Here is a 24,707-nt window from a genome sequence, read left to right as displayed (position 1 = left end):
CAATGAGTTTGAATGGAAAAATTTAAATTCATTAAAGCAAATATCTGCATGACGTATTGTTGTCGAATCTCATTGTTTTATCGAATAATAATTTACAATTTATGTTTTTATGTAACATTTACTATGCTTTAAACAGTAACGTAAGCTTTAAAAAGTTACTAAGTCACCATACAATAAAATCGTTCGTTTTTAACCATATCACTTAATGACAAAAACTCGAGAAAGCATCACAATGAAGAATATCCTATCTATCGCCATTATCCTGATGTCGAGCTTGGTTTTAACAGGCTGTAGCCGTGAGCCAAGTCAAGAAGAACTACATGCGCTCTACCAAGAACAGATCAATCAAACCAATGATCTTGCCTCTCGAATCATGAAGCAAGAGGGTGAGATCATGAAAGTGACTCGCTTTGAAAAGTTGGATTGTAATAAGGTGGATAAAACCAAAGATCTGAATTGCCGAGTCAATGTCACCGTCGAGATGCCATTCTTAGGCGCACAAACCAATACCGCCGATCTACGTGTGGCAAAAGGTGAAAGTGGCTGGGTTTTGGTGGATTAAATCCTAATGCTTAAAGATAAATTAGCAATAGAGTAGGAATGGCTAAAATGGAAATTCACCGTGCAACGACTGCGAACGCAGACGCATTACTCGATTTACAAAGAGTAGCTTTTATTTCCGAGGCAGAATTAAATAATGATTTTAATATTCCACCATTAACCCAAACCTTAGCAGAACTGATTACGGAATTTGAGCATAAAACTATTCTTAAAGTCATCCTCAACGGCGAATTAGTTGCAAGTGGACAAGTCTATTTTAAAAATGCATCGGTCCATATTGGTCGCATGGCTGTCCTTCCAAAGTTGCAAGGTCAAGGTATCGGTTCGCAACTATTTACAGCCTTAGAAAAGACTTTTCCGAACGCACAACGGTTTGAACTATTTACAGGTGAGCATAGTCAAAAGAATCTTGCGATGTATCAACGACGAGGCTACAAACCATTTAAAGTTGAGAAATTTGGTTCCACAAAGGTTCTTTTTCTAAAGCGCTATACTTAAGCCATTTCTAGCCATTTTTTGCACAAAAAAACGAGGCACTTGACCTCGTTTTTTCATGTGTTTCACATTTTCTACTCAGACATTATGCCTCAGTTGGAATCTCACCAAATTTACCACTTTGGAAATCTACAAAAGCTTGTTTGATTTCAGCTTGAGTATTCATCACGAATGGACCATAACCTTCGATTGGCTCATTCAATGGTTCACCTGTGAGGATCAAGAATTTTGCATCTTGATTGACCACGACTTCAAAGTCTGCCTCACCATCTCGTGCCAAGACTGCAACACTATTGGCTTTGACAGTTTGATCACCATTGACCACCACTTCACCATTCAAGATGACCAACATCGCATTATGTGTCACAGGGACAAAGAAGCGATGTGTAGTGCCTGCTCTCAACACACCATCCCACATGTTGACAGGTGAGTAGGTTGAAGCCGCACCTTTTTGGTTAAGGTATTCACCTGCGATCACACGCAAGTTGCTACCTTCATCATCGAGGGTGACATTTGGAATTTCATCCGCAGTGATACCTTGATATTTTGGTGGTGTCATTTTGTCTTTGGCTGGCAAATTCACCCAAAGCTGAACCATCTCAAAGATACCGCCATCTCGAGCAAAATCTGTGGAATGGAACTCTTCATGCACCACACCTGATGCTGCGGTCATCCATTGCACATCACCTGTTTTGATAGTACCACCACCGCCACTTGAGTCACGGTGCGAAACCTCGCCACTGTATGCAATCGTCACTGTTTCAAAGCCACGGTGCGGATGTGAACCCACGCCATGTTTTTCAGTAGTCGGTTGGAATGGATAAGGTGCAGCATAGTCCAAAAGTAAGAATGGGCTAATCGCTTGACCTAAACGATCATAGGAAAACAAGTTTCGTACTGGGAATCCATCGCCCACCCAGTGCATTTGGTTGTTGTTAATATTTGCGATCACTTTTCTCATGATTCATCTCCAATTCGTTATGAAGCTATTATAGGAGTTGATTTGCCGAATAAATAGCCAATAAAGTCAACATATCGTTCCACTATTGCGACAGTAAAGATTTTTCTTTTGAATACGACCCTCAACGTGGTATGCCTTTGAACATATCTAATCTTGTATATTCTGCGATGTTTCTGCATTATGTCTAAAACATGGAATGAGTAATGATATGAAGATCCTACATAAGGCAACTATCGTATTGATGGGGTTGGCGCTAACTTTCAGTAGTGCAAGTTTTGCCGATGCTGATACATTGACAAAAAATTTAAAAAACAATTATCCAAACTTGAGTGCCAAAGTCGTTGGTAAAAGCCCTGTCGATGACATTTATGAGGTTCAAGTTGCAGGCAATCTAGTCTATACCGATGAAGATGCTCGCTACTTCTTTGTTGGAAATTTGGTCGATTTCAAGACCAAAACCAACTTGACTGAACAACGTCAACAAGAGTTGAATCAGATCAATATCAGTCAGCTCCCTTTAGAAAATGCAGTTAAAAATGTCAAAGGCAAAGGTGAGCGTAAACTCTATGTGTTTAGCGATCCTGACTGTCCGTATTGCCAACGACTAGAGCAAGAGTTGACAACTGTGGATAACGTCACGATTTACACATTTCTCATGCCTTTAAAAGCATTACACCCAAATGCTGAAACGATCGCCAAAAAGGTATGGTGTTCTCAAAATCGCTACGAAGCATGGGAAGACTACATGCTTCACAAACAAGCGCCGAGTGCTGTAGAGAACTGCAAAAACCCAATCGCACAAAATATTGACCTTGCAGCGACCTTGAATATCACAGGTACACCAACATTATTTCTCAATAATGGACAACGTATTTCGGGTGGTCGTACTGCGCAAGAGTTAGAAATGTTACTTGAAACCGTAAAGTAAAAAAGCCTAATTAGCGTGATAAAAACGGATGTTCATCATCCGTTTTTTATTACCTGTAAAATATGAAAACTTAATACAACGACACTAACGAATACTTAGTAACAAACGCTCTGATCGTGGTATGCACGAAAACATATGAATAAAGGATGAAACAAATAGTGATATGATTTACACACTTAAAATTTTTAGCCATATGCTTTCAGAATGCCTGAACTTCCAGAAGTCGAAACCACCAAAGCTAGCCTTGAACCCTTATTGGGATTACGCTTAGTCAATGTCACGGTCTATCAACCCTCGTTGCGTTGGGCTGTGCCTGCTGATCTTTCACAACTCATTGGCTTAACACTCAATCATTTAAGTCGTCGCTCAAAGTACATCATCGCCGATTTTGAGGGAAAACAGATGCTTTGGCATCTCGGCATGTCAGGGAGCTTTCGCCTCTGTGAGCCCTATACCGAACTTAGAAAGCACGATCATGTGGTTTTTGATTTTGGCGATATTCACTTGCGTTACCACGATCCTAGACGCTTTGGTTGCTTGCTTTGGCTCGACCAATTGAATCAACAAAAACTCATTGATCCTCTAGGACCAGAACCCTTATCCGATGATTTCAGCGCCGATTATTTATTTGAAAAATTAAAAAACAAGCAAGTCGCCATTAAAGTCGGTTTGATGGACAATCATATTGTGGTTGGTGTGGGCAATATCTATGCTACAGAATGTCTTTTTAACACAGCGATTCACCCTGCTCAGCCTGCCAATAGTTTAAGCCAAGCGCAGGTAATTGCTTTGGTCGCAGAAATTAAAAAAGTCTTAGCACATGCCATCCAACTCGGTGGCTCAACGCTTCGGGATTATAGTAACGCCAGCGGTGAGAATGGGTATTTCCAACAGACCTTACTTGCCTATGGGCGTGTTGGAGAGATGTGCGTCAACTGCGAAACACCGATTGAAAATATCAAACTCGGACAACGTGCCAGTGCTTTTTGCCCACAATGTCAGCCTTTGAAAAAGGTAAAGATAAAAACAACAGCAACAAAATCGAAGAAAAAGGCGACTCAAGTCAGTGCGAGAAAAACAAATGGAGTGGTTAAATGAAGACTGCGATCGTTCGCCATATCTTGGTCAAAGACAAAGCACTTGCCGAAGCGCTTAAGCAAAGAATCCTCGCAGGTGCAGATTTTGCCAAGATCGCCAAACAGCACTCCACCTGCAACTCAGCGAAACGTGGCGGTGAGCTCGGCGAGGTCAAGAAAGGACAACTCGTTCCTGTGATTGATAAATTGGTTTTTAGCGCAGAAGAACGCAAACTGCACGGTCCAATCAAAAGCCAATTTGGCTTTCATCTGCTTGAAATTAAATTCCGAATGGATGGTTTTCGCTGATTTTTTTGAGTTTAAGAATAGACACTTAAAATTGTGCTTAATATAGAAATCAGTCGTGCAAATTTTTCATGATATATACCCACGCATCAATGGGCTGTCCATTGTCATCAAAGCCTTGTACTTCGACGCGCTCGTATTGCAAACCTTCGAACTCATCCAACATCTGCAAATGCACATCAAGCTGATCATGAATAAAGAATAAACCTTCGACTTGATCTGCGTTAGAATCAAGGACGATTGCAGGCAATCCAATATCAGGCCCCCAATCCAGTGTATGAACCACACCATGTACATAGCCCTTTTGCCAACCTCCGTTTAACGGTGCAAGAATATGTTCATTTGCTTGATTTGGTCGTAATGTCCCATAGACAAATAGCGTATTCATTTCACTCGATCATGATCAAATTTTCAGGCATGGTAAACTGAAAACCATAAACTTTCTATTAAAAACTTAGCTCAAGTTAGCTTAAAAATGACCATAAAAAACGGCAATGAATGCCGTTTTTCTGTAGCTAATAGTGATTTAAAAAAATGCGACTTATGGTCGGTTTTTCAATTGATCACGAATTTCACGAAGCAACTCGATGTCTTCAGGTGTTGCCGCCGGCTCAGGCGCAGCTTCTTCTTTACGACGCATTTTGTTCATGGCTTTCACCAATAAGAACACCACAAATGCCAACAAGATAAAGTTGATGAAAATGGTAATAAAGTTACCATAATGGAAGATATTCAAACCTGCTTCTTTGGCAGCTTCTAAAGTTTGAATATTGTTTGGGTTGTCACCCAAAATCACGAACATATTGGTGAAATCTACTTCACCGCCCAAAATCCATGAAATCAAAGGCATAATCACATCTTTGACCAATGAATCAATAATTTTACCAAATGCACCACCGATGATCACACCAATCGCCAAATCCATCATATTGCCTTTTAAGGCAAATTCCTTAAATTCTTGTACCATGCCCATGTGCTAAATCTCCAGATTACAAATTGTTCAGCATTATTTATATTTCTCGAGCAAAGAGAAATTATGATCAATTTACTTGTTTTTCATATAAACACCAAGAGAGATAGACGCAAATATACAAAAAATATCGATTTGTTCATATTTTGCAAAAGATTTTATAGTTACTTTTAAAAGGCTAATACCTATATAAACGCTAATAACGTTTTATTTTAATTATTTTGTCTAGATCGCTTGATTTTACATGCTTTTGCACTTATTAAATTCAATGAAGACAATATTTTAGAGTGTGAATATGCAACCCCAACCAGCGACATTACCTTTACCACAATTCAGTCAAATCAATATTCAACAATTAAAACAAGACATTCTCGACCTGATTCAACGTGGTCTGAATCTGCTTGCGCAGGTCCAAACCCCGCAGGATTTTCAGCACAGCTTACATACTGTTGAACAGTTTGATGAATTTGAAAATCAATTCAGTGAGCTGTTTGGTGTGCTGTCACATCTTAATGCGGTGATGAACACGCCTGAGGTCCGTGAAGTCTATCAATCGCTCTTGCCTGAAATTAGCAACTTTTATACCCAAGCAGGGCAAAACGAAGCGCTGTATCAAACTTATCAATTCATCGCTGATCAAGCCGAATTTGCCAACTTGCGTCCTGCACTGCAAAGCGCAATTCAACATGCCATCAAAGACTTTAAACTCTCTGGTGTGGCACTTCCACCTGAGAAAAAAGCGATTTATGCGGAAAATGTCGCTCGTTTATCTCAGCTTTCCTCAGACTTTTCCAATCATGTACTCGATGCCACGCAGGCATATCATTTGCCACTTGATGATGCACAGCTCAAAGGCATTCCTGCCAGTAGCCAAGCGCTACTGCGTCAGTACGGTGAACAAAAAGGCTTAGATCAAGCAGTCGCAACCCTAGACATTCCAGCCTATCTCGCCATCATGACTTATGCCGATGATCGTGAACTGCGCAAGACCATCTATCATGCCTATACCACGCGCGCCTCAGAGCTTGGCGGACATGCCGAGTTTGACAATAGTGCCATCATGCAAGAGATTTTGGCACTGCGTGAATCACAAGCGCAGTTGCTCGGGTTTGCCAATTATGCTGAATTGTCATTGGCGAAAAAAATGGCACCAAGCGTAGAAAAAGTCCGTGAATTTCTAATCGATCTTGCCGACAAAGCCAAAGCGCCTGCCAAGCAAGAACTGGCGGAAATCCAAGCCTTTGCTGCAAAAGACGGTATCAGCGAATTACAAGCATGGGACACGGCGTATTATGCTGAAAAAATTAAACAACAAAATTTCAACCTGTCACAAGAAGCCTTAAAGCCATATTTCCCAATTCAAAAAGTAGTCAATGGTTTGTTCCAAATTGCGGAAAAACTGTATGCGGTGAATATCGTTGAGAAGCAAGCGGATCTTTGGCATCCTGACGCCAAATATTATGAAGTAGAAGAACAAGGTCAGGTGATAGGCGGATTCTACTTTGACTTGTATGCTCGTGAAAATAAACGTGGCGGTGCGTGGATGAGTGGCTTCCGCTCAAAAGTCAAAGATCAGCAACTCGATCAAAAACCTGTGGCGTTTATGGTGTGTAACTTTGCACCCCCTGTTGGCGATCACCCTGCACAGCTCACCCATGATGAAATCACCACTTTGTTCCATGAATTTGGACATGGTTTGCATCATATCTTGACTGAAGCTGATCATATCGGCGTGGCAGGTACGCACGCCGTAGCGTGGGATGCTGTGGAGCTACCAAGTCAATTTATGGAGTTTTGGGCGTGGGAAGAGCAAGGTTTAGACTTGATCAGTGCGCATATCGACTCAGGTGCACCACTTGAAAAGTCACTGTTGGACGCATTATTCGCAGCACGCTTCTTCCAAACAGGGATGCAAACTTTAAGACAAGTCGAGTTTGCACTATTTGACTTGGATATTCATGCGCAAAGCCCTGCGCCAACAACCGCACAAATTCAGCAGATTTTAGATCAAGTGCGGAGTCAAGTTGCGGTACTCAATACACCAAGTGACAACAGATTCCAACACAGCTTTAGCCATATCTTTGCAGGCGGTTATGCAGCGGGTTATTACTCGTACAAATGGGCGGAAGTGCTTGCCAGTGATGCCTTTGATCGCTTTGAGCAAGAAGGTATTTTTAATGTGGAAACAGGTCAAGACTTCCGCAAAGCCATTCTCGCCGTGGGTGGACAAGTCGAAGCACTGCAAGCCTTCACCGAGTTTCGTGGTCGTGAGCCAAGCATTGATGCGTTATTGCGTCATAATGGTTGGACGGTTTCTTAAACCCTTAAAAACTTAACCATGTGAAATATTGGACGAGGTGAGGTGAATTCGCTACACTTAGCCTTGATCCAATGATCGCAAAGCATCTCATTGTGACAATCAATTGAAATTCATAGGTTGTATTCATGAAGCGACGTTTTATCGCAGGGGCGAAATGCCCAAAATGTCAGGCACAAGATCGTGTCGTCATGATCACCACCGCTGATGATGAGTGGATCGAATGTGTCGAATGCGACTATACAGAGCAACGACCTAGCGAAGAAAGCTATGTCGAGCCTGAAGCGCCTGACGATATTGGGGTGATACAGTTTAAACCACGGCAACACAAATAATTTTAGTATTTACGGAAGACATCATGTCGAGTGAAAATTCAAATAAAAATTTATGGATCATTATCGGTGTAATTTGCATCGTTGTTTTGGCGATCGCAGCCTACGTGGGTTTACAGGATAATCAACCTGCCAAAAGTGCGACAGCAGACAAAGCATCATCAGCTCGTCCACTTGAAGAGCATGGGCTTAGCGAAGAACAGCTCACAGATATTGCTAAACAATCGACCGAACAAACCGAGCAAATGCAAGAAAATAGCGAAGAATTTGCGGCCTTAGTAGACGACTCACTGGTTGAACAGCCGATCGCTGAAGATCAAGCGCTACAAAAAGATGAAATTGCGCAACTTGAGGAAGTCCAAAAGCAACTGGGTGAACAAAAAGTTTTGCTTGAACAACAACATCAAGATGCCGATAAATTGCTTGAACTGAAAGAGCAACAACTTGCAGAGCTCGAGGCACAATTGCAAAATTCTGAAAATACGCAAACTTCAGTACAATAATTCACTAAAATTAATCCACAACATAAGAAACATCGCATCATTTAAGAATTTCGGTACAATATAGTCGAAGAAATTGATTTCTGATACAAGGCAACTGAGCGAATATGTACAAATAGTACTGCGAACGAGGTTAACGCTTTAGCAGGAATTAAGTTCTCAGACTATAGCGATTATTGTGCCAACTTTCTAATATGCATGACAGCACCTCCAATATCCGTACTGCGCTCTATCTCTTAGCAATATCCGCCTTTCTTTTTGCGACGATGGGCGTACTGATTCGCCTTGCCTCTCATACGGTTGATAATGCCACGATCGTATTTTTTCGTAATGCGATCGGATTGATTTTTATTTTTCCATTGGTCATTCGATCAGGTTTTCAAAATCTAAAAACGCAAAAGCTGTGGATGCATACATGGCGTGCAGTGATCGGTCTGATTGCGATGTATGGCTTTTTCTATGCTATTGCACATATGAACTTGTCCAATGCGATGGTATTTACCTACTCTTCACCAATTTTTATTCCTTTAGTGGCCTGGTTATTTTTAAAAGAACGCATTACCTCATGGATGATCATCACCTCTATCTTGGGCATGATCGGCGTACTTTTTGTGGCAAAGCCTGATAGTGGTTTATTTAATACTTTGTCTGCCATTGGTATCACCGCTAGCTTCTGTGCAGCGATGGCATTCGTCACGGTTCGTGCATTGACCAGTACTGAGCCTCCCGTGCGTATCGTGTTCTATTTTTGCTTAATCGCCACCATCATTTCTGCGGTACCCATGTTTTGGCGTTGGCGTGCATTCGATATGATGGAAATGATTTATCTCGTTGGTGCAGGCGTTTTGGCAACCACAAGTCAGCTCTGCATGTCACATGCCTATAAGCTCGCACCTGCGGGTCAGATCGGTCCTGCGAATTATTTAGCAATTATTTTTGCAGGGATATGGGCAGCTTTGCTTTGGCAAGAATATCCTGATGTACTCAACGTCATTGGTTTTAGTTTAATTTTTATTGCGTTATTGATGTGTTCGCCACAGATTCAGCGCAAAGTACAACGTCTATTTTCATAGCGACTTCTCTTTTAACAGCTTCACAACTGCTAAAATATCTACTCTTTTAGGTAAAAAAATAAGCATCCGAAGATGCTTATTTTTTGTTATTGATGTTCAACTTTTTTCAATTACCACACTTTACTGATACCAACCAAATAGCTTGAGTAAGTATGGAATAAAGGTCACGATCAACATCGCAGGGAACATCACCATCAGTGGTAACAACCAGCGCTCAAATCGATAGTAGAACGACTTGTGACGGACTTCTGCATCGGCTTCTGCGACCTCGGCATCACCAATGGATTGCCTTGCGAGAAGCTGATTCAACGCAACTGGTGGAGATACATAACCCAACTCAAAGCTGATCAATGCAATCATCCAGAAGTGAACTGGTTCAATACCATACGAGTAAGCCACTGGCGCAACTGTCGCAGAGATCAAGATCACCGCACCGAATGGATCCATGACCATACCGACGAAGACCATCAAGATCGCAAGCATGGTCAATGCCATCACGATACTGCTCAAGTCAGTTGGCATGATGCTCATCACTTCGATACGCTCAAGATAACCACCAACACTCACAGACAATGCCATCAGCATAATCAATGCGCCAATATGACCAATGGTTTCAAAGGTCGCATAACTCACCGACTTGAAGAAACCAATATTTTCACGTGGCTCATGTGTCGGTGCATTGGCATGTTCGTAGTCTTTTAGCGACTCATCCCAATGACCTGTTGCAGGTTGTGGTTCAGGTGCTTTACGCAGTGAATCAAACAATACCATTGCCAACAGAATAATCGGCATGATCACTTGCGCTGTGAACTCATTCAAGTTGGTATCAAGTACAAACTTGTAGAATGCCCAAACTGCTACTGCGATCACGATATACGGTGATACAGGTACCAATGCTTTGGCAGAGTTTGGCAATGCGACCGCAGGTGATGCAATACGGAACTTCTCTTTCGCCAAGAACAATGAAATGATCAAGAATAAAGTCGAGGTCAACAAGAAGACGTACACACCATAATGGTAGAGCAAGTCCGTTGTGACTTCTTTATTCAGTGATGCAATGACCACAATCAATAGACATGGACGAAGTACCACACCCATCGAACCAGACATCGCTGCAGCAGCAATCGCATACTGACGACGACCACCCGCATTCCATACTTCACGATAAATGATCGCACCCGCAGCGATTACGAAGATACCCGAAGCACCTGTATATGCTGTTGGTAGAGCCGCAGCCAATAGAATCAACCATGTTAAGGTTTCAGGCGCGAAGTTCCACGGACGTAGAATATTCAAAAATAAATCGACGACACGAGTTCGCTTGAGCAACATACCCACCCAAATGAATAATGATAAGCTCAAGAAGATATTTGAGAACTCAATGAGTTGTCCCAAATAGATCGCTTGACCCATCGGATAATTCATCAGGAATGTAAAGTTTGCACCTGTAGAAATCGCCATGTAGGCATATAACGGCACACTTAACAATGCTAGCCCGATGCTACCACCCTCTTGGGTTGGCACAGGCGGTTTCACCAATTTATACAAGCTGATCAAGGTCAACAGCGAGAATAAACCAATCCACAGCCAGTAAATAATCTGCATCTTGGTTGCAACTTCGACCCCTGCATTCATCGCCGAATTGTACTGGAAAATACAGGCACTGGTCAGGAATAGGTTGGCAATCACCATTGCCACACCATAGACCTTAAAGTCGATCTTGGTGCTCGGCGCTCGAAGCCCAATATGATGAATATTAAAGGTCGTAATGATCGAGGCAATCGCCACCATGAGCATCAGTAGTAACGCACGGTATTCCGTACCAAACTTAAAGATGCCAAAGAAAGTCGTTTCAAAGGCACGATAAGTCCGAACACTCGGATGCTCGTCCATATGTGTGACGATCTGATCATAAAAATTATGCTTTTCTACACAGGACGCTTGTCCTGCAATGATTGAATTACGTACATCTTCCTCTGAGGCTACGCCAAAGAAGTCCGCAAATTCATCATTTTGATTGGCTGCCATCTGTTGTTGAACTGCAGCATCAATATCAATATTGCGCTCACAACTCGGTTTTTCAGGCTCTGCACGCAGGAAGGAGTATTGAATCCCAGTATCAGGATCACCGTAGATTTGCTCACCGACACGCAATAGCTGTCCGTGGATCATCTCTCCAGTACCAATGATCAGGGTAAGTAGCAATAAGAAAAAGATGGCAATGGTCGATAACCATTCATATCCATTTCTAGGCTTCCCTGGATCAACCTTATGTGCATCGTGGTGTTGATTACTATCTTGCATATGTATCCCACATTGATTACAAACGCCAGTCTGAGAAGCTCATTTTCTCGACCATTGCATCTGCTTGTTGTTATTACATCCATTTGATGCCGATCCCGACATCTCACTTTCCAGTTTTGTGTAATTTGCAGTATTTCTAAGCAATTGAAAATAGCTATTTTCAAATTATTTGCGTTAATTTAGTCAACTCTTGCCAAGTCTTTACCGTCGAATCTGCGAATATCCATCGCTTTTAATAGACCAAACGAAGTGCCCATTTTGAACAGATACGATTCCAAAGCAAAACCATCAACAGCAGTATGATGCTCATCAATGCGCCGAGCTGATGGGCTTCGATCAAGATCGGACTACCTATCATTTGCATCGTGGCAGAGATTTCACCGACTGTTGCTTCCCAAATCAGTTTAGCGATCAAACCTGCAAGGATAAGTGTCGCAAATAATCGTTCACGTGGAAATTGCAAAGACACAAGCGCTGCCATTGCATACAAGCCATGTAGTACACCTGAAAACCCTGCATAGGCTTCGATCTGAGGAAAGCACCAATAAAAGCCTAAGCTGATCATCAACGGTAAGATGACAATAAAAAGTAACAGTAGGCGTGTGCGAATTTTATGGAAAATAAAAGGAAAACAGATAAAGGCAATGAGATTGAGTAGATAATGTACCCACCCCACATGCACCCAATGCGCTGTAATAAATCGCCACGGCTGTGACAACATCACCTCACTTAGATAAATAAAAAAATCAGGCGCAAATTGCATAATTGCACTCAGCACTGCACTGAGTACAATCAACATCAATTTGCCTTGCTCTGATTTCATTCGCTACCTTAACTTGATTTTCAGTAGCCTACTGCTTTTGAGTACAGACTGTTATTCCGCAGGTTGGCTATCAGACTCTACCGCCTCATCTTCGACTACTTCTTCTACAGTTTCAGATTCAACAGCTTCTTCTGCTTGACTCTCTGTCGCTTCAGATTCTGTCGCTTCAGATTCAGTTGCTTGCTCTTCAACTGCTTCTGCCTCTACGGTTTCTTCGACAGCTTCTGTCTCAGCTTCAACCGCTGGCACATTATCAGCGTCTAGGGCATCAAACAAGTCCGCACCAAGATCACCTAAACCATCATCAGGCGTTTCATCCCAGAAGGTGTTAAAGCCACCATCTGCCATACGCACGCCAGTATTTTCAGTCCAATAACGATCTGCAACCGAGCGCACCATCAAGCCTGCCATTGTATTGACAAGGCGATAGTCAGGATTCACTGCCTTACCTTCACCAATCGAATTACCATACGCACGGAGCGCCTCACGAATTCGAGCAGGATCACCGCTGGCTTGTGCTGCGACTGCATAGAGCGCATGTGGTAGGCGAACACCCGTACGCTCACCGATCGCCATTGAGTCACGCAATGTTTGTTGTGGATCAGGCTTGCCTTCTTCAGCACCTGGAAGTAGCTGCCAAATGACCGCACGTGTTGCGTTTGGCGTGCCCCAGAACTGTTCATTGTCTAGACACGCCATACCACGCTCAACAATCGCAGCGATGTCCTTCGGTACTTCGACTTCACCGCCAGAGTTAATATCATTGGTCACAGCTTGTAGACCACTGAGCATACCCAATAGGTAAACAGTTTTATCTAAATCTTTTTTCATCGTTGGGCATGAATCACCCAATCTGAATTTGTATTTGGTTTCCCAACGCTCGGCAAAGATTTGATAGCCTGCATATTGACGATGTGCAGCGATCGCAGCCCAACGCTTTTGTTCAATACGTGCATCTTGTGCTTCTGCAACATTACCTGCTTTAGCAGCACGTAAGTAGCGCAACTCTGCATTTAAGGCTTCTGTTTCTGCACAAAGTCCTGCAGATGTGTACAGTAAAACAGCCATTTTGGTGGGATCGGCACCCATGTCTTTGGTAGACATAATTGCAGGAGTTAATGCGTTCCCTGATGCACATGCCATGTCGGCATCATCCATAGCTAGGATTGGCGGTACGATATGATTTTCACTAAAACGTAGTGCAATATTCGCCCCTGACTTAATGATGTGCGAACACCCCGTAAAAGTCACCGCAACAGTCATCGCAAGCGCCACACCCTGGCACAACTTCTGAACCTTAGGCATAAATAGACGTCCTCTATCTCAATATTTTTTTGATGTCCCTAACCACTCACCATAGCAAAGCTTATTGTTGTTGAAAAGACCGCTTTGCAAGTGTTACTTGGCAGTATAGTCAATTTACCGCTCAGATCAAATATTCTACAGCATTATTTTTTAATTCTAGGCATAAAAAAAACAAGCCTATGGGAGAATAGACTTGTTTTTGTGTACAACTTAAAGCATGGAGTGCTTATTTTTTAAGAATGTTGATGATCTAACATTTCACGAAGTACAGTGCCAGCACGACCAATGACGATTGCAAGAACAGTGGCTAGCAGGACGAAAAGATAAGTTGGAATAATCATTTCACTCACCTCTATCTCAGTTGATGAATTTTCATACTATACAAAAATAGTCTTCAATCTTGATAATTTGTCTAACAATTTCCTGATCGCCAATGACTTCACATTTACAATGTTCTTGAAATCAACTCTTTCATGATCTCATTGGTGCCTGCATAAATACGATTGGCTCGGTTGTCGATATAGGCACGAGCGATTGGGTACTCAAGCATATAGCCATAGCCACCATGCAGCTGCACACATTCATCGACGACTTTGGAGAACATATCCGAAATCTTATACTTCGCTGCCGCCGCCGCATCAATGCCGAGTTTCTCTTCGAGTTGAAGCTCCATACAACGATCCAAATAAGCACGACAGAAATCTATCTCGGTACGTAGTTCCGCCAGTTTAAAGCGTGTATTTTGAAAGCTTGCTACCGCTTTACCAAAGGCTTTGCGCTCTTTGGTGTATTGAATAGTATGTGCGAGCGCTGCTTCTGCACCTGCCTGACAGATGATCGCAACTAACATACGCTCCCATGCAAGTTCTTTCATCAACATCATAAATCCCATGCCTTGCATACCAAGTAAGTTTTCTTTTGGCACTCGGACATTATCAAAAAATAGCTCGCAAGTATCTTGCCCTTTCATCCCAACTTTTTTGAGTGGCTTGCCTTTGCTAAAGCCTGCACGATCCGCTTCAACGATGATCAAGGATAAATTCGCAGAGCCTTTTTCTTCTTTACCTGTTTTGCAGACCACGATCGCCATATCGCAAAGATAGCCATTGGTGATAAAGATTTTTGAACCATTAATAATATAGTCATCACCATCAAGCTCTGCGGTAGTACGCACCGCTTGCAAATCTGAACCTGTACCCGGCTCAGTCATGGCAATCGCTGTGACGGTTTCACCAGCTGCCATTTTCGGTAGCCAGTGACTTTTTTGTGCATCATTACCGAAGTTATTAATGTAATTGGCGACGATATCAGAGTGCAGAGAGAAGCCTGTACTGGAGTCCATCGCATAGGCTTGTTCTTCGATCAAGATCATACTGTACAAGCGATCTACACCTGAGCCACCGTACTGCTCAGGCATGGTCGCACAGAGCAAACCGAGCTCGCCCGCCTTGTTCCACAAGTCACGATCAACATGCTGTTGGGTTTCGTATTTTTCGATATTTGGCACGACTTCTTTTTCATAGAAGCGACGCACCGTGTCACGAAAAGCATCGTGTTCAGCATTAAATAAATTGCGGGGAAGCATATTGGCAATCGGACGAATCGCACCTTCAGACATAACAAATCCTTGTATTCAAAATCATTTAAAAAAACATTCAATCTTCAAAACGTGAAAATTTTTACCATTCAATTCGCCATTTAGTTAAAAGGAAAGCTAATGTGCAAACAATGCGCACAATGCTCAAATCCAGTGAGGAACTGGCAGATTTTGCCAAGACCACAATTCAGGTAAATTCAGTCAATCCAATCAGGAAAATCAGAGAAATCTAGAAAAATAGTTTACAATTTCACGAATTTAATCGGTTGAATGCCGATTCATTCATTGAGGATCCCTTATGTCAGTCGAACCTACTTTAGAACAGCGCAAAGTCATCTACCGTGCCCGTCGTGGCTTAAAAGAGTTGGATATTTATTTTGACCCATATGTGAAAACTCAATACTTAACAGCACCCGCTGATGAGCAAGCCTTATTTGAAGAATTGGTCGAACAAGAAGATCCTGATTTACTTGATTGGTTTATGGCAGTGTCTGAGCCTGAGAATAAAGCCTTGCTTGATTTGATTGCGAAGATGAAAAGTTTCGTACACAGCAACTAACTGTCCTGTCACCACAAACACTTTGAAATATTGAGTTATGGATGCGTCAAACCTATATGTACAGCTCAAAGTTAGTTTTTATAAATTACTGATTCAAATTGGTTTATTGGCTATTTTATTTGTACTTGCTTTACAAACTATGCCAAGTATTTGGGCGCTCTTATTGACCGTCGTAGCAGGTTTCTTCTCTTTATTTTTTAGAAATCGCTCGCCCATCACGGCAATGGCACATTTAGATCAAAACACGTGGACACTCGCAAAAAATTCACTTAAAAATTCTCAAGTCGTTAAATCAAATCTTCAACAGCAAGCCGAATTAAAATCAATTCAATCCTTTGGTATATTATTGTTCTTTCAATTTGAAAATAAAGATGAAAAGCCAATTCATCTTTGGATTGCCAAAGATCAAGTTTCCCTTGTTGATTGGAAAAAACTCAAACAATTACAACTATTGAATTAGCGGATTCAACCCACGCTCAGCCCATTAAAAAACCATCCCGAAGAATGGTTTAGATTTTGTAGGATTATTGCTTTAACGATACTTAGAATAAAACACGTACTCGAATCGTACCTTCGACATTATACAAAGTATCCAAGGCTTCTTGTGATGCAGATGCGTCCACATCCATGACCAAGTAACCGACATCGCCTTTAGTCATCAAAGATTGACCTGCGATATTGATGCCTTGCTCAGCAAATAGTGTGTTGATTTTTGACAATACACCCGGAACATTCTTATGAATGTGCAATAGGCGATGTTGACCTTCGGTCAATGGCAATGCGATCTCAGGGAAGTTCACCGCAGATAAAGTCATACCTTTGTCAGAATACGCAACGAATTTCTCACCAACTTCAAGACCGATGTTCGCCTGCGCTTCCATGGTTGAACCACCAACGTGTGGTGTCAAGATCACATTGTCTAGACCACGTAGCGGAGATTGGAATTCTTCACCATTGGCTTTCGGCTCTTTCGGGAATACATCTACTGCTGCACCGCCCAAATGACCTGATTTCAACGCATCAGCCAAATCTTCGATGACTACACACGTACCACGAGCCGCATTCATAAAGATTGCGCCTTCTTTCATCTGAGCAAATTGCTCTTTGGTAAAGAAGTAACGTGTAGATGGCACTTCAGGTACATGAAGCGACACAACATCAGCATTGGCAAGTAGCTCACCCATTGAACCGACTTGACGTGCATTACCGAGTGGCAACTTGGTCACGACATCATAATAGATCACGTGCATACCCAAGCTTTCTGCGATCACAGAAAGTTGTGAGCCGATCGAACCATAACCAACGATACCCAAAGTCTTACCACGTGTTTCATACGAACCCACAGCAGACTTGTCCCAACCACCACGGTGACATACCATATTTTTTTCAGGGACACGACGAAGCAATAGGATCGCTTGCGCCAAGACCAATTCTGCAACTGAACGGGTATTCGAATACGGTGCATTAAATACTGGAATACCACGCGCCATAGCGGCTTTCAAGTCTACTTGGTTGGTACCAATACAGAAGCAACCAATGGCGATCAATTTATTCGCCGACTCAATCACTTCCTCAGTCAACTGGGTACGTGAACGAATCCCAACGAAATGGGCATCTTGGATCGCTTCTTTTAGCTCATCTCCTTCAAGCGCAGTTTTACGATAATCGATATTGGTATAACCTGCTGCGTTCAAAGTATCGATGGCATTTTGATGCACACCTTCTAACAAGAGGAAACGAATTTTATCTTTTGGAAGTGAAAGTTGGCTCATCACGACTCCGCTACAAAGGCCAAAAATTGAATCGCAGTATGATAACATATATCCAATGGCTTTTAATCATGTCTTTTTATCTCGATATTTGGGTTTAGCACTATGAATGCTTCTGTCAATTTACCTACTGATTTTCTTACCGCTATTCAAAACATTGTCGGTGAACAACGTGTCAAAACTGACACCGACGCCCTGATGACCTGGGGTAAAGACTGGACCAAACATTTTGAGCCAAACCCAAGTGTGATCGTTTTCCCAAGCACCACACAAGAAGTGGCGGATTTGGTTAAAATAGCCAATCAATTCAATATCGCCATCACACCATCTGGCGGTCGTACAGGTTTATCTGCAGGTGCAGTCGCATCTAATGGCGAAATGGTGGTGAGCCTTGATCGCATGAATAAAGTGCTGAACTTCTATCCAGCCGATCGTATGGTACATATCCAAGCAGGTATGGTGACTGAACAACTGCAAGACTATGCCGAGTCGCAAGGTTTATATTATCCAGTCGATTTTGCATCAGCTGGCTCAAGTCAGATCGGTGGCAATATCGGCACCAATGCAGGCGGGATCAAAGTCATCAAATATGGTATGACGCGTAACTGGGTACTTGGTTTGACCGTGGTCACGGGCAAAGGCGATGTATTACATATTAATAAAGGCATGATCAAAAATGCTACAGGCTATGCGCTACAGCATTTATTCATCGGTGGTGAAGGTACGCTTGGCATTGTCACCGAAGCAGAAATGAAGCTCGAACGTCAACCGCAAGACTTACAAGTTCTCGTGCTTGGTGTGCCGAATTTTGATGCGGTGATGCCTGTATTGCATACATTCCAAAGCAAAATTGACCTGACTGCATTCGAGTTTTTCGGTGAAGTCGCCATGCAAAAAGTCCTCGATCATGGTCATGTACAGCGTCCATTTGAAAGTCAATGTCCGTTCTACGTGTTGCTTGAGTTTGAAGCACCGTTTGAGCCGATCATGGACAAAGCCATGGAGTTGTTCGAGCACTGCATGGAACAAGGTTGGGTGCTTGATGGTGTAATGAGCCAAAATCTTGAGCAAGTACAGAACCTTTGGCGACTACGTGAAGATATTTCCGAGTCGATTGCCCCATTTACGCCATATAAAAATGACATTTCGGTACTGATTACCCATGTGCCTGCATTCATTGCCGAGATTGACCAAATCGTGACGGAGAATTATCCTGATTTTGAGATTTGTTGGTTTGGGCATATTGGCGATGGCAATTTGCACTTAAACATCTTAAAGCCTGCGAATTTAACTAAAGATGAATTCTTCGCAAAATGTCAGGTGGTGAATAAGTATGTCTTTGAAACTGTAAAGAAATATAACGGCTCAATCTCGGCGGAGCATGGTGTTGGCATGACCAAAAAACCGTATCTCGACTACACTCGCTCAGACACTGAAATCGGCTATATGAAAGCCTTAAAACAAGTCTTTGATCCAAACAATGTAATGAATCCAGGTAAGTTGTTTGATCTGTAATCGAAATACTTCGATCTACAAAGATTGAAGCTCATACCAAAACTTGCTAAAAGCGTATCAATTGATGCGCTTTTTTATTGGAAAAGTATAAGAAAGAAGCAACTGTATATTCTGATATTTTTATTATTTCTCGCAACAGTGACCTACGAAAGCAATGAATTCTTTCCTGATTTCCCTAAAAATATTATTTTTCCAATTATTCAAACTGATATCGGTACTTTAAAACCTTAAATAACACTTTAAATGAAAAATCCCAAGCATCAAAACTTGGGATTTTAAAACTTACGAACTTAAAAAATCGTTAGATACGTTTTGGCAAATGACTGACCCAAGTTAGCAAATTATTCGCATCATTCGTCCGTGCCGAGCTACTCGATGCACCGAGCAATACCACGATTGCAGGACGTTGATTCACTGTCGTGTGCATCACTACACAACGACCCGCCTCGTTGATAAAGCCAGTTTTTGAAATATTAATATTCCACGTACCATTGCGCACCAAAGCATTTGTATTGTTTGATTTCAATACACGATAGCCAAGATTGAAGTCATAATGTGGTGTGGTTGAGAACTGACGAATCAAACCATATTGTGATGCCGCACTCACCAAAATCCCCAAATCACGAGCCGACGCACGGTTGGCAGGATCAAGACCAGTCGCTTCTGCAAACTGCGAAGAATACATACCAAGCTCACGTGCTTTGGCATTCATCGCTGCAACAAATGCACTCTTACCACCTGGATAAGTACGTCCAAGCGCAGCCGCAGCAGGGTTTTCAGATTTCATTAGAGCAAAGAGTAAAGCTTCTGCACGATTCAGCGTATCACCTGCACGTAGCGTCGAGCTTGAGTTTTTACCCGCAGCCCCTGCGAAGTCGATCGGCTGTAACGTAATACGCTCTGACATATCTAGACGTGCATCTGCGATCACTACCGCTGTCATCAGCTTGGTGATCGAAGCAATCGAACGTGCTGTATTGGTATTTTTACCGTAGAGCACTTCACCGGTTTGCGCATCCATCACCAATGCCGCTTTTGCATTGATGCTTGGCTGTGAAGCACTATAACTGCTGTATGAAGTCTTGTTGTAATTGCTTGTGGTCGTTGGATATTTATTGGCAAGCGTGCTATTGTTGAGCACGATTGTGGAAGACTTTTGAGCAGGCTGTGCGCGGGTGGTGACTTGTGTCGACACCTGTGCCGCTGGTTCTTCATCGCTTAAGAATTGACTCGCTTGCGCATCCGACCATGCAATATTCGCATTGTTTGAGGTATTTTGCTGAACGACAATTTCAGCAAAACTGTAATGACAAGTAACTACAGTGGCAATTGCCAAACTCAGCCGACTGAGAGCTTGTCTGGTTCTAGAGTGAGTTCTACGCATAGACACAACCTTTATTAAAACTACGCTTCCTGCGTTAAAAAAGACTTGCCAGACGCTTGATCATGTATCATTGTTCAAACTTCATTTAGCAAATTCGTTGGGTTCTGTTATAGGATCGCTAAAATTACGATGTAATTGCAAGCGAATTTTGCGTTATGTAACAAAAAAATTGAAATTTAGGGAGAAAAATGTGATCTCTGTACTGGTTGTTGATGATCATGAACTCGTTCGGACTGGGATTTGTCGCATGCTAGAGGATCATCCGGAGATCGAGGTGGTCGGACAAGCTGAGTCTGGCGAGGAAGCAATTCTCCTTTCAAGGCAGTTACAACCGGAAGTGGTATTGCTTGATGTCAACATGCCAGGGATCGGTGGTGTAGAAACGACACGTCGTCTTTTACAATCTGTACCAAATACGCATGTCCTTGCTGTGAGTGGTTTATCCGAAGAGCCTTACCCTTCGCTTTTACTCAAAGCAGGTGCAAAAGGCTATATCACCAAAGGTGCTCCAATGACCGAGATGGTTCGTGCCATCAAAAAAGTCACCCAAGGCGGCAAATACTTTAGTGCGGATATTGCTGAACAGTTGGCGAGTTCTTATCTCTCCGATCACCAACAATCACCATTCGATAGTCTGTCTGAACGTGAGATGCAAGTTGCGATGATGGTGGTAAATTGTGTCAGTGCGCAGGAGATCGCTGATAAACTTTTCGTCAGTGTAAAGACGGTCAATACTTATCGCTATCGTATTTTTGAAAAATTAACCGTGGATAGTGATGTAAAACTTACCCATTTGGCAATGCGTTATGGTTTAATAAAGCTCTAAAAACAACCACATCTCCTCAACATGAGTAAACTACAAGAACTCAATAAGTTAGAAACGCTAAAACGCTTGGGTGCATCTTACACGGGATATCGTTTATTTCTTGCGCTGGGCTTACTTGCCATTCTATTGGTGAGTATGAATGATTTGATCATTGGTGCTCGACATCCCAAAGCCTATCTGGTACTAAGCATAGCTTATGTGCTGATTTGCGGGATGAACTTCCTGACATTTCGCTATAAACAAAAATATTTATCCCAACAGCTTTTTGTGTATTTGATCATTGATTATTTGCACTTGAGTGCGATTTTGTATCTCAGTACTGGACCAAACATTGCCATCGTCTTGCTGTTTATGATGTTGGTACTCGCAGCGGTAATGTTACTTTCCGCACGAAAGGCATTGATCATTACCTTGCTGAGTGTGATTGCGGTCGTTTATCAGCAGTTTTTCTATAGTATTTTTGGCGATGGTAACGTCGCCTTTTTTGGTACATCGAGCCTAATTACCCTTGTTTTCTTAAGTACTTATGCGATTGCCCGCATTGGCATTCGTCGATTAAAGTTTATTGAATCCGTTGCAACGACCCAGCGTTCTGCGATTTTTCAGTTACAACAGATTAATCAAAACATTATTGAGCAACTTGAAACAGGGTTTATGGTACTTGATCAGCAAGGTATGATTATTTCCATTAATCGTTCTGCGGAAAACTTGTTACAGCTACCGAATGATATGTTGCTCCGAAGCAAAGACTTGCATCATATTGATGAAAAGCTATTGCAAGAGATACTTCGCCACAAAGCACAAAACTACAAAGGCACATTCATTTATACCGCCGATATCGGTGTTGAGCTAAATATTCACTATCGTCCGATCATTACACGCAATCAGACACAGCAACTGACCTTATTTACCATCGAAAGTATGGATAAGATCAATCAACAAGTACAACGTCTAAAACTTGCATCACTGGGTCAACTCTCTGCGAGTATTGCCCATGAGATTCGTAATCCGCTATCTGCGATTAGCCAAGCCAATGAGTTACTTGAGGATGATATTGACGACGATTTAAAATCGTTGACAGAGATGATTGATAAGCAATGCAAACGCATCAATCGCATCATTGAAGATACCTTAAATATGTCACGGCAAAATCAAACCGTGTCCGAAGACATCGACCTATATCCTTGGCTACGTAGCTTTATCCGTGAAGACTTGATGGATGTACAAAAACATTTGCGCTTAACCATCGAAGCGAAAACAGAAATTCATTTTGACCCGCATCAGCTGCGTTTAGTCTTAATCAATTTGATTCGAAATGCGATCCGTCACGGACATCAACATATTCCAAACAGTCGTATTGACATCAAAGCACATCGACTTGGTGACTACACCATGATCGACGTGATTGATCAAGGCACTGGCGTCAGCAGTGCGCAACTGCAAAATTTATTTGAGCCATTTCATAGTACAGCGGTCAATGGTACAGGCTTGGGACTGTATCTATCCAAAACATTTTGTGAGGCGAATCACGCACATTTGAAATATATTCCACAGACACAAGGTGCGTGTTTTCGTATAGAATGTCCACTGATGGAAGATTAAAAATTTAATGAAATATTAGGGGTTAACCACGATGGCGCAAGCGATTGCCTTAGTCGTAGACGATGAAGAAGATATCCGCACATTGATGCAAATGACACTAAAACGCTTAGACGTTGAAAGTGTTTGTGTGGAAAATGTCCAACAAGCCAAGCAAGCCCTTGCCGAGCGTACTTTTAATATATGCTTAACCGATCTCAATCTACCTGATGGTAACGGTTTACAGATTGTCGAACATATCCAACAGCATTATGCAGGTTTACCTGTGGCGGTGATCAGTGCCTATGGCAGTATCGATATTGCGATTGCCGCACTCAAAGCAGGTGCATTTGATTTTGTCAGCAAACCCATCCAACAAACTCAGCTCAAAGCATTACTCTCACACGCCTTAGATAGTAGTATCAACCCAATTTCCACGCTTGATTTACAGATCGAAGACCAATTGCTATTAGGGCAATCTGAAGTCATGCAACATCTAAAGCGTACGCTTCGTAAGCTTTCTCGCTCACAAGCCCCAGTCTATATTTCGGGGGAATCAGGTACAGGTAAAGAAGTCGTCGCACGACTGATTCATCAGCTTAGCAATCGTAACGAAGGACCTTTCGTCCCTGTGAACTGCGGTGCGATTCCACAAGAGTTGATGGAAAGCGAGTTTTTTGGGCATAAAAAAGGTAGCTTCACAGGTGCACATCAAGACAAAGTTGGACTGTTTCAAGCGGCACATAACGGCACACTGTTTTTAGATGAAATTGCCGATTTGCCACTGGCGATGCAAGTGAAACTGCTTCGAGCAATTCAAGAGAAAAAAATCCGCCCTGTCGGTAGCGATCAAGAAATCAGCGTCGATATTCGCATCCTGAGTGCAACGCATAAAAATCTTGCAGAGATGGTGCAAACAGGCGTATTCCGCCAAGATTTATTTTTCCGTATTCATGTTATTGAAGTGAATATTCCGCCACTTCGTGAACGTGGCAACGACATCATTGTACTCGCTGAGCACTTCTTAAAGCAGATTTGTCAGGATTGGCAACTGGAACCAATGCAATTGTCGAATACATCAAAAGCGCATTTACTTACAGGCTACTATGAAGGAAATGTGCGTGAGTTACGCAACGTGATGGAACGAGCCGTTACTTTATGCGATGGTGAAATTATTCGCAGTGAGCATATTCAAGGCTTAAGACAGCATGTCAGTAGTAACAGCGCTGATCTCACTGAGTCGCCGATCAGCTCACATCCTACAGGGTCAGTGCAAGCATCAAATCAACCTGAATTACCAAAACTTGGAAAATCAGGACTTCCACAAGAAGGCTTAGAAGAATACTTGGCAGAGATTGAAAAACGTCTGCTTATTCAAGCGCTTGATGCAACACATTGGAATCGCACACTTGCAGCGAAAAAGCTTGGTATGACTTTCCGATCTTTGCGTTATCGTTTGAAAAAGTTTGAACTCGATAGCGATGATGAGGAATAACCAACTTCTTTTTTAATTTGTACTCCAATAAAA

General features: G+C 42.3%; 24 protein-coding genes. 15 read left to right on the top strand and 9 right to left on the bottom strand.

What is annotated here, in order from left to right; translation table 11 throughout:
- Positions 1-232: 232 nt before the first annotated feature.
- Positions 233-562 carry a hypothetical protein gene (locus tag MKI79_RS00715; RefSeq protein ID WP_241570129.1) on the top strand — a complete coding sequence of 110 codons (330 nt, stop codon included), beginning with the start codon at positions 233-235 and terminating at the stop codon, positions 560-562.
- A 47-nt stretch (positions 563-609) separates the two neighbouring features.
- Positions 610-1,059: a GNAT family N-acetyltransferase gene (locus MKI79_RS00710; RefSeq protein WP_241570127.1), complete on the top strand. Its 450-nt coding sequence runs from the start codon at positions 610-612 to the stop codon at positions 1,057-1,059.
- A gap of 82 nt (positions 1,060-1,141) precedes the next feature.
- Here the strand turns inward: MKI79_RS00710 and MKI79_RS00705 are convergent, their stop codons facing one another.
- Entirely contained in the window at positions 1,142-2,017 is an 876-nt protein-coding gene (locus MKI79_RS00705; RefSeq protein ID WP_241570126.1) for a pirin family protein, read from the bottom strand.
- Positions 2,018-2,225: 208 nt separating this feature from the next.
- On the opposite strand from MKI79_RS00705, the gene MKI79_RS00700 reads away from it, so the two are divergent.
- From MKI79_RS00700 to MKI79_RS00690, 3 genes are all read left to right on the top strand, one after another.
- Positions 2,226-2,945: a DsbC family protein gene (locus tag MKI79_RS00700; RefSeq protein WP_241570123.1), complete on the top strand. Its 720-nt coding sequence runs from the start codon at positions 2,226-2,228 to the stop codon at positions 2,943-2,945.
- 204 nt (positions 2,946-3,149) lie between these two features.
- Complete coding sequence (gene mutM, locus MKI79_RS00695) at positions 3,150-4,043, top strand: bifunctional DNA-formamidopyrimidine glycosylase/DNA-(apurinic or apyrimidinic site) lyase (RefSeq protein WP_241570115.1); 894 nt, start codon at positions 3,150-3,152, stop codon at positions 4,041-4,043.
- Positions 4,040-4,330 (top strand): peptidylprolyl isomerase, encoded by a 291-nt coding sequence (locus MKI79_RS00690; RefSeq protein ID WP_241570113.1) that lies wholly within the window; start codon positions 4,040-4,042, stop codon positions 4,328-4,330. The genes mutM and MKI79_RS00690 overlap by 4 nt, the downstream gene beginning before the upstream one ends.
- 49 nt (positions 4,331-4,379) lie before the next feature.
- Here the strand turns inward: MKI79_RS00690 and MKI79_RS00685 are convergent, their stop codons facing one another.
- Positions 4,380-4,715 carry a gamma-glutamylcyclotransferase family protein gene (locus MKI79_RS00685; protein ID WP_241570110.1) on the bottom strand — a complete coding sequence of 112 codons (336 nt, stop codon included), beginning with the start codon at positions 4,713-4,715 and terminating at the stop codon, positions 4,380-4,382.
- A gap of 153 nt (positions 4,716-4,868) precedes the next feature.
- On the bottom strand, positions 4,869-5,300 hold the full coding sequence (gene mscL / locus MKI79_RS00680) for a large conductance mechanosensitive channel protein MscL (protein ID WP_241570104.1): 432 nt from the start codon (positions 5,298-5,300) through the stop codon (positions 4,869-4,871).
- Between the two features lie 292 nt (positions 5,301-5,592).
- Here mscL and MKI79_RS00675 point away from each other — a divergent pair, with 292 nt between their 5' ends.
- From MKI79_RS00675 to MKI79_RS00660, 4 genes are all read left to right on the top strand, one after another.
- A complete protein-coding gene (locus MKI79_RS00675; RefSeq protein ID WP_241570102.1) occupies positions 5,593-7,617 on the top strand; it encodes a M3 family metallopeptidase in 2,025 nt (674 codons plus the stop codon).
- Between the two features lie 125 nt (positions 7,618-7,742).
- Positions 7,743-7,949 carry a YheV family putative zinc ribbon protein gene (locus tag MKI79_RS00670; RefSeq protein WP_241570100.1) on the top strand — a complete coding sequence of 69 codons (207 nt, stop codon included), beginning with the start codon at positions 7,743-7,745 and terminating at the stop codon, positions 7,947-7,949.
- 23 nt (positions 7,950-7,972) lie between these two features.
- On the top strand, positions 7,973-8,449 hold the full coding sequence (locus MKI79_RS00665; RefSeq protein WP_241570098.1) for a hypothetical protein: 477 nt from the start codon (positions 7,973-7,975) through the stop codon (positions 8,447-8,449).
- Positions 8,450-8,640: 191 nt separating this feature from the next.
- Complete coding sequence (locus MKI79_RS00660; protein WP_241570096.1) at positions 8,641-9,519, top strand: DMT family transporter; 879 nt, start codon at positions 8,641-8,643, stop codon at positions 9,517-9,519.
- A 120-nt stretch (positions 9,520-9,639) separates the two neighbouring features.
- Here the strand turns inward: MKI79_RS00660 and MKI79_RS00655 are convergent, their stop codons facing one another.
- The 4 genes from MKI79_RS00655 to MKI79_RS00640 all read right to left on the bottom strand — a co-directional run bounded on the left by MKI79_RS00655 (position 9,640) and on the right by MKI79_RS00640 (position 15,569).
- Positions 9,640-11,823 carry a TRAP transporter large permease subunit gene (locus tag MKI79_RS00655; protein WP_241570094.1) on the bottom strand — a complete coding sequence of 728 codons (2,184 nt, stop codon included), beginning with the start codon at positions 11,821-11,823 and terminating at the stop codon, positions 9,640-9,642.
- 232 nt (positions 11,824-12,055) lie between these two features.
- Complete coding sequence (rrtA, locus tag MKI79_RS00650; protein WP_241570093.1) at positions 12,056-12,646, bottom strand: rhombosortase; 591 nt, start codon at positions 12,644-12,646, stop codon at positions 12,056-12,058.
- A 51-nt stretch (positions 12,647-12,697) separates the two neighbouring features.
- Positions 12,698-13,951, bottom strand: coding sequence for a hypothetical protein (locus MKI79_RS00645; RefSeq protein ID WP_241570085.1), 1,254 nt, complete (start codon positions 13,949-13,951; stop codon positions 12,698-12,700).
- Positions 13,952-14,396: 445 nt separating this feature from the next.
- The gene (locus MKI79_RS00640) at positions 14,397-15,569 is read right to left on the bottom strand and encodes an acyl-CoA dehydrogenase family protein (RefSeq protein ID WP_241570083.1); all 1,173 of its coding nucleotides are present in this window, start codon (positions 15,567-15,569) and stop codon (positions 14,397-14,399) included.
- Between the two features lie 277 nt (positions 15,570-15,846).
- Here MKI79_RS00640 and MKI79_RS00635 point away from each other — a divergent pair, with 277 nt between their 5' ends.
- Both MKI79_RS00635 and MKI79_RS00630 read left to right on the top strand, forming a co-directional pair.
- Positions 15,847-16,107 carry an FAD assembly factor SdhE gene (locus MKI79_RS00635; protein WP_241570081.1) on the top strand — a complete coding sequence of 87 codons (261 nt, stop codon included), beginning with the start codon at positions 15,847-15,849 and terminating at the stop codon, positions 16,105-16,107.
- Positions 16,108-16,144: 37 nt separating this feature from the next.
- Positions 16,145-16,567: a protein YgfX gene (locus MKI79_RS00630; RefSeq protein ID WP_241570079.1), complete on the top strand. Its 423-nt coding sequence runs from the start codon at positions 16,145-16,147 to the stop codon at positions 16,565-16,567.
- Between the two features lie 82 nt (positions 16,568-16,649).
- Here MKI79_RS00630 and serA read toward each other — a convergent pair whose 3' ends face one another.
- Positions 16,650-17,879: a phosphoglycerate dehydrogenase gene (gene serA / locus MKI79_RS00625; protein WP_241570077.1), complete on the bottom strand. Its 1,230-nt coding sequence runs from the start codon at positions 17,877-17,879 to the stop codon at positions 16,650-16,652.
- 102 nt (positions 17,880-17,981) lie between these two features.
- Between serA and MKI79_RS00620 the strand changes: the two genes are divergently transcribed.
- Positions 17,982-19,391, top strand: coding sequence for an FAD-binding oxidoreductase (locus tag MKI79_RS00620; RefSeq protein ID WP_241570075.1), 1,410 nt, complete (start codon positions 17,982-17,984; stop codon positions 19,389-19,391).
- A gap of 301 nt (positions 19,392-19,692) precedes the next feature.
- Here MKI79_RS00620 and MKI79_RS00615 read toward each other — a convergent pair whose 3' ends face one another.
- A complete protein-coding gene (locus MKI79_RS00615) occupies positions 19,693-20,775 on the bottom strand; it encodes a D-alanyl-D-alanine carboxypeptidase family protein (protein WP_241570072.1) in 1,083 nt (360 codons plus the stop codon).
- A 190-nt stretch (positions 20,776-20,965) separates the two neighbouring features.
- Here MKI79_RS00615 and gacA point away from each other — a divergent pair, with 190 nt between their 5' ends.
- From gacA to MKI79_RS00600, 3 genes are read left to right on the top strand one after another with little or no spacing between them, the layout of a single operon-like run.
- The gene (gacA, locus tag MKI79_RS00610; RefSeq protein WP_241570070.1) at positions 20,966-21,601 is read left to right on the top strand and encodes a response regulator transcription factor GacA; all 636 of its coding nucleotides are present in this window, start codon (positions 20,966-20,968) and stop codon (positions 21,599-21,601) included.
- Between the two features lie 21 nt (positions 21,602-21,622).
- Positions 21,623-23,203 carry an ATP-binding protein gene (locus MKI79_RS00605; RefSeq protein WP_241570059.1) on the top strand — a complete coding sequence of 527 codons (1,581 nt, stop codon included), beginning with the start codon at positions 21,623-21,625 and terminating at the stop codon, positions 23,201-23,203.
- 31 nt (positions 23,204-23,234) lie between these two features.
- A complete protein-coding gene (locus MKI79_RS00600; protein WP_241570057.1) occupies positions 23,235-24,674 on the top strand; it encodes a sigma-54-dependent transcriptional regulator in 1,440 nt (479 codons plus the stop codon).
- Positions 24,675-24,707: the final 33 nt, after the last annotated feature.

Source organism: Acinetobacter sedimenti, from assembly GCF_022601685.1.
Lineage (GTDB): Bacteria > Pseudomonadota > Gammaproteobacteria > Pseudomonadales > Moraxellaceae > Acinetobacter > Acinetobacter sedimenti.
The sequence above is the reverse complement of the archived record's forward strand: the minus strand, read 5'-3'. Positions and strand labels throughout refer to the sequence as shown.

Coding starts and splice junctions, on each gene's coding strand:
- MKI79_RS00670 (WP_241570100.1), top strand. CDS start 7,743: ATGAAGCGACGTTTTATCGCAGGGGCGAAATGCCCAAAATGTCAGGCA.
- MKI79_RS00605 (WP_241570059.1), top strand. CDS start 21,623: ATGAGTAAACTACAAGAACTCAATAAGTTAGAAACGCTAAAACGCTTG.
- MKI79_RS00665 (WP_241570098.1), top strand. CDS start 7,973: ATGTCGAGTGAAAATTCAAATAAAAATTTATGGATCATTATCGGTGTA.
- MKI79_RS00635 (WP_241570081.1), top strand. CDS start 15,847: ATGTCAGTCGAACCTACTTTAGAACAGCGCAAAGTCATCTACCGTGCC.
- MKI79_RS00630 (WP_241570079.1), top strand. CDS start 16,145: ATGGATGCGTCAAACCTATATGTACAGCTCAAAGTTAGTTTTTATAAA.
- MKI79_RS00645 (WP_241570085.1), bottom strand. CDS start 13,951: ATGCCTAAGGTTCAGAAGTTGTGCCAGGGTGTGGCGCTTGCGATGACT.
- MKI79_RS00600 (WP_241570057.1), top strand. CDS start 23,235: ATGGCGCAAGCGATTGCCTTAGTCGTAGACGATGAAGAAGATATCCGC.
- mutM (WP_241570115.1), top strand. CDS start 3,150: ATGCCTGAACTTCCAGAAGTCGAAACCACCAAAGCTAGCCTTGAACCC.
- mscL (WP_241570104.1), bottom strand. CDS start 5,300: ATGGGCATGGTACAAGAATTTAAGGAATTTGCCTTAAAAGGCAATATG.
- MKI79_RS00715 (WP_241570129.1), top strand. CDS start 233: ATGAAGAATATCCTATCTATCGCCATTATCCTGATGTCGAGCTTGGTT.
- MKI79_RS00655 (WP_241570094.1), bottom strand. CDS start 11,823: ATGCAAGATAGTAATCAACACCACGATGCACATAAGGTTGATCCAGGG.
- MKI79_RS00615 (WP_241570072.1), bottom strand. CDS start 20,775: ATGCGTAGAACTCACTCTAGAACCAGACAAGCTCTCAGTCGGCTGAGT.
- MKI79_RS00675 (WP_241570102.1), top strand. CDS start 5,593: ATGCAACCCCAACCAGCGACATTACCTTTACCACAATTCAGTCAAATC.
- MKI79_RS00710 (WP_241570127.1), top strand. CDS start 610: ATGGAAATTCACCGTGCAACGACTGCGAACGCAGACGCATTACTCGAT.
- MKI79_RS00660 (WP_241570096.1), top strand. CDS start 8,641: ATGCATGACAGCACCTCCAATATCCGTACTGCGCTCTATCTCTTAGCA.
- MKI79_RS00700 (WP_241570123.1), top strand. CDS start 2,226: ATGAAGATCCTACATAAGGCAACTATCGTATTGATGGGGTTGGCGCTA.
- MKI79_RS00640 (WP_241570083.1), bottom strand. CDS start 15,569: ATGTCTGAAGGTGCGATTCGTCCGATTGCCAATATGCTTCCCCGCAAT.
- rrtA (WP_241570093.1), bottom strand. CDS start 12,646: ATGAAATCAGAGCAAGGCAAATTGATGTTGATTGTACTCAGTGCAGTG.
- serA (WP_241570077.1), bottom strand. CDS start 17,879: ATGAGCCAACTTTCACTTCCAAAAGATAAAATTCGTTTCCTCTTGTTA.
- MKI79_RS00620 (WP_241570075.1), top strand. CDS start 17,982: ATGAATGCTTCTGTCAATTTACCTACTGATTTTCTTACCGCTATTCAA.
- MKI79_RS00685 (WP_241570110.1), bottom strand. CDS start 4,715: ATGAATACGCTATTTGTCTATGGGACATTACGACCAAATCAAGCAAAT.
- MKI79_RS00705 (WP_241570126.1), bottom strand. CDS start 2,017: ATGAGAAAAGTGATCGCAAATATTAACAACAACCAAATGCACTGGGTG.
- MKI79_RS00690 (WP_241570113.1), top strand. CDS start 4,040: ATGAAGACTGCGATCGTTCGCCATATCTTGGTCAAAGACAAAGCACTT.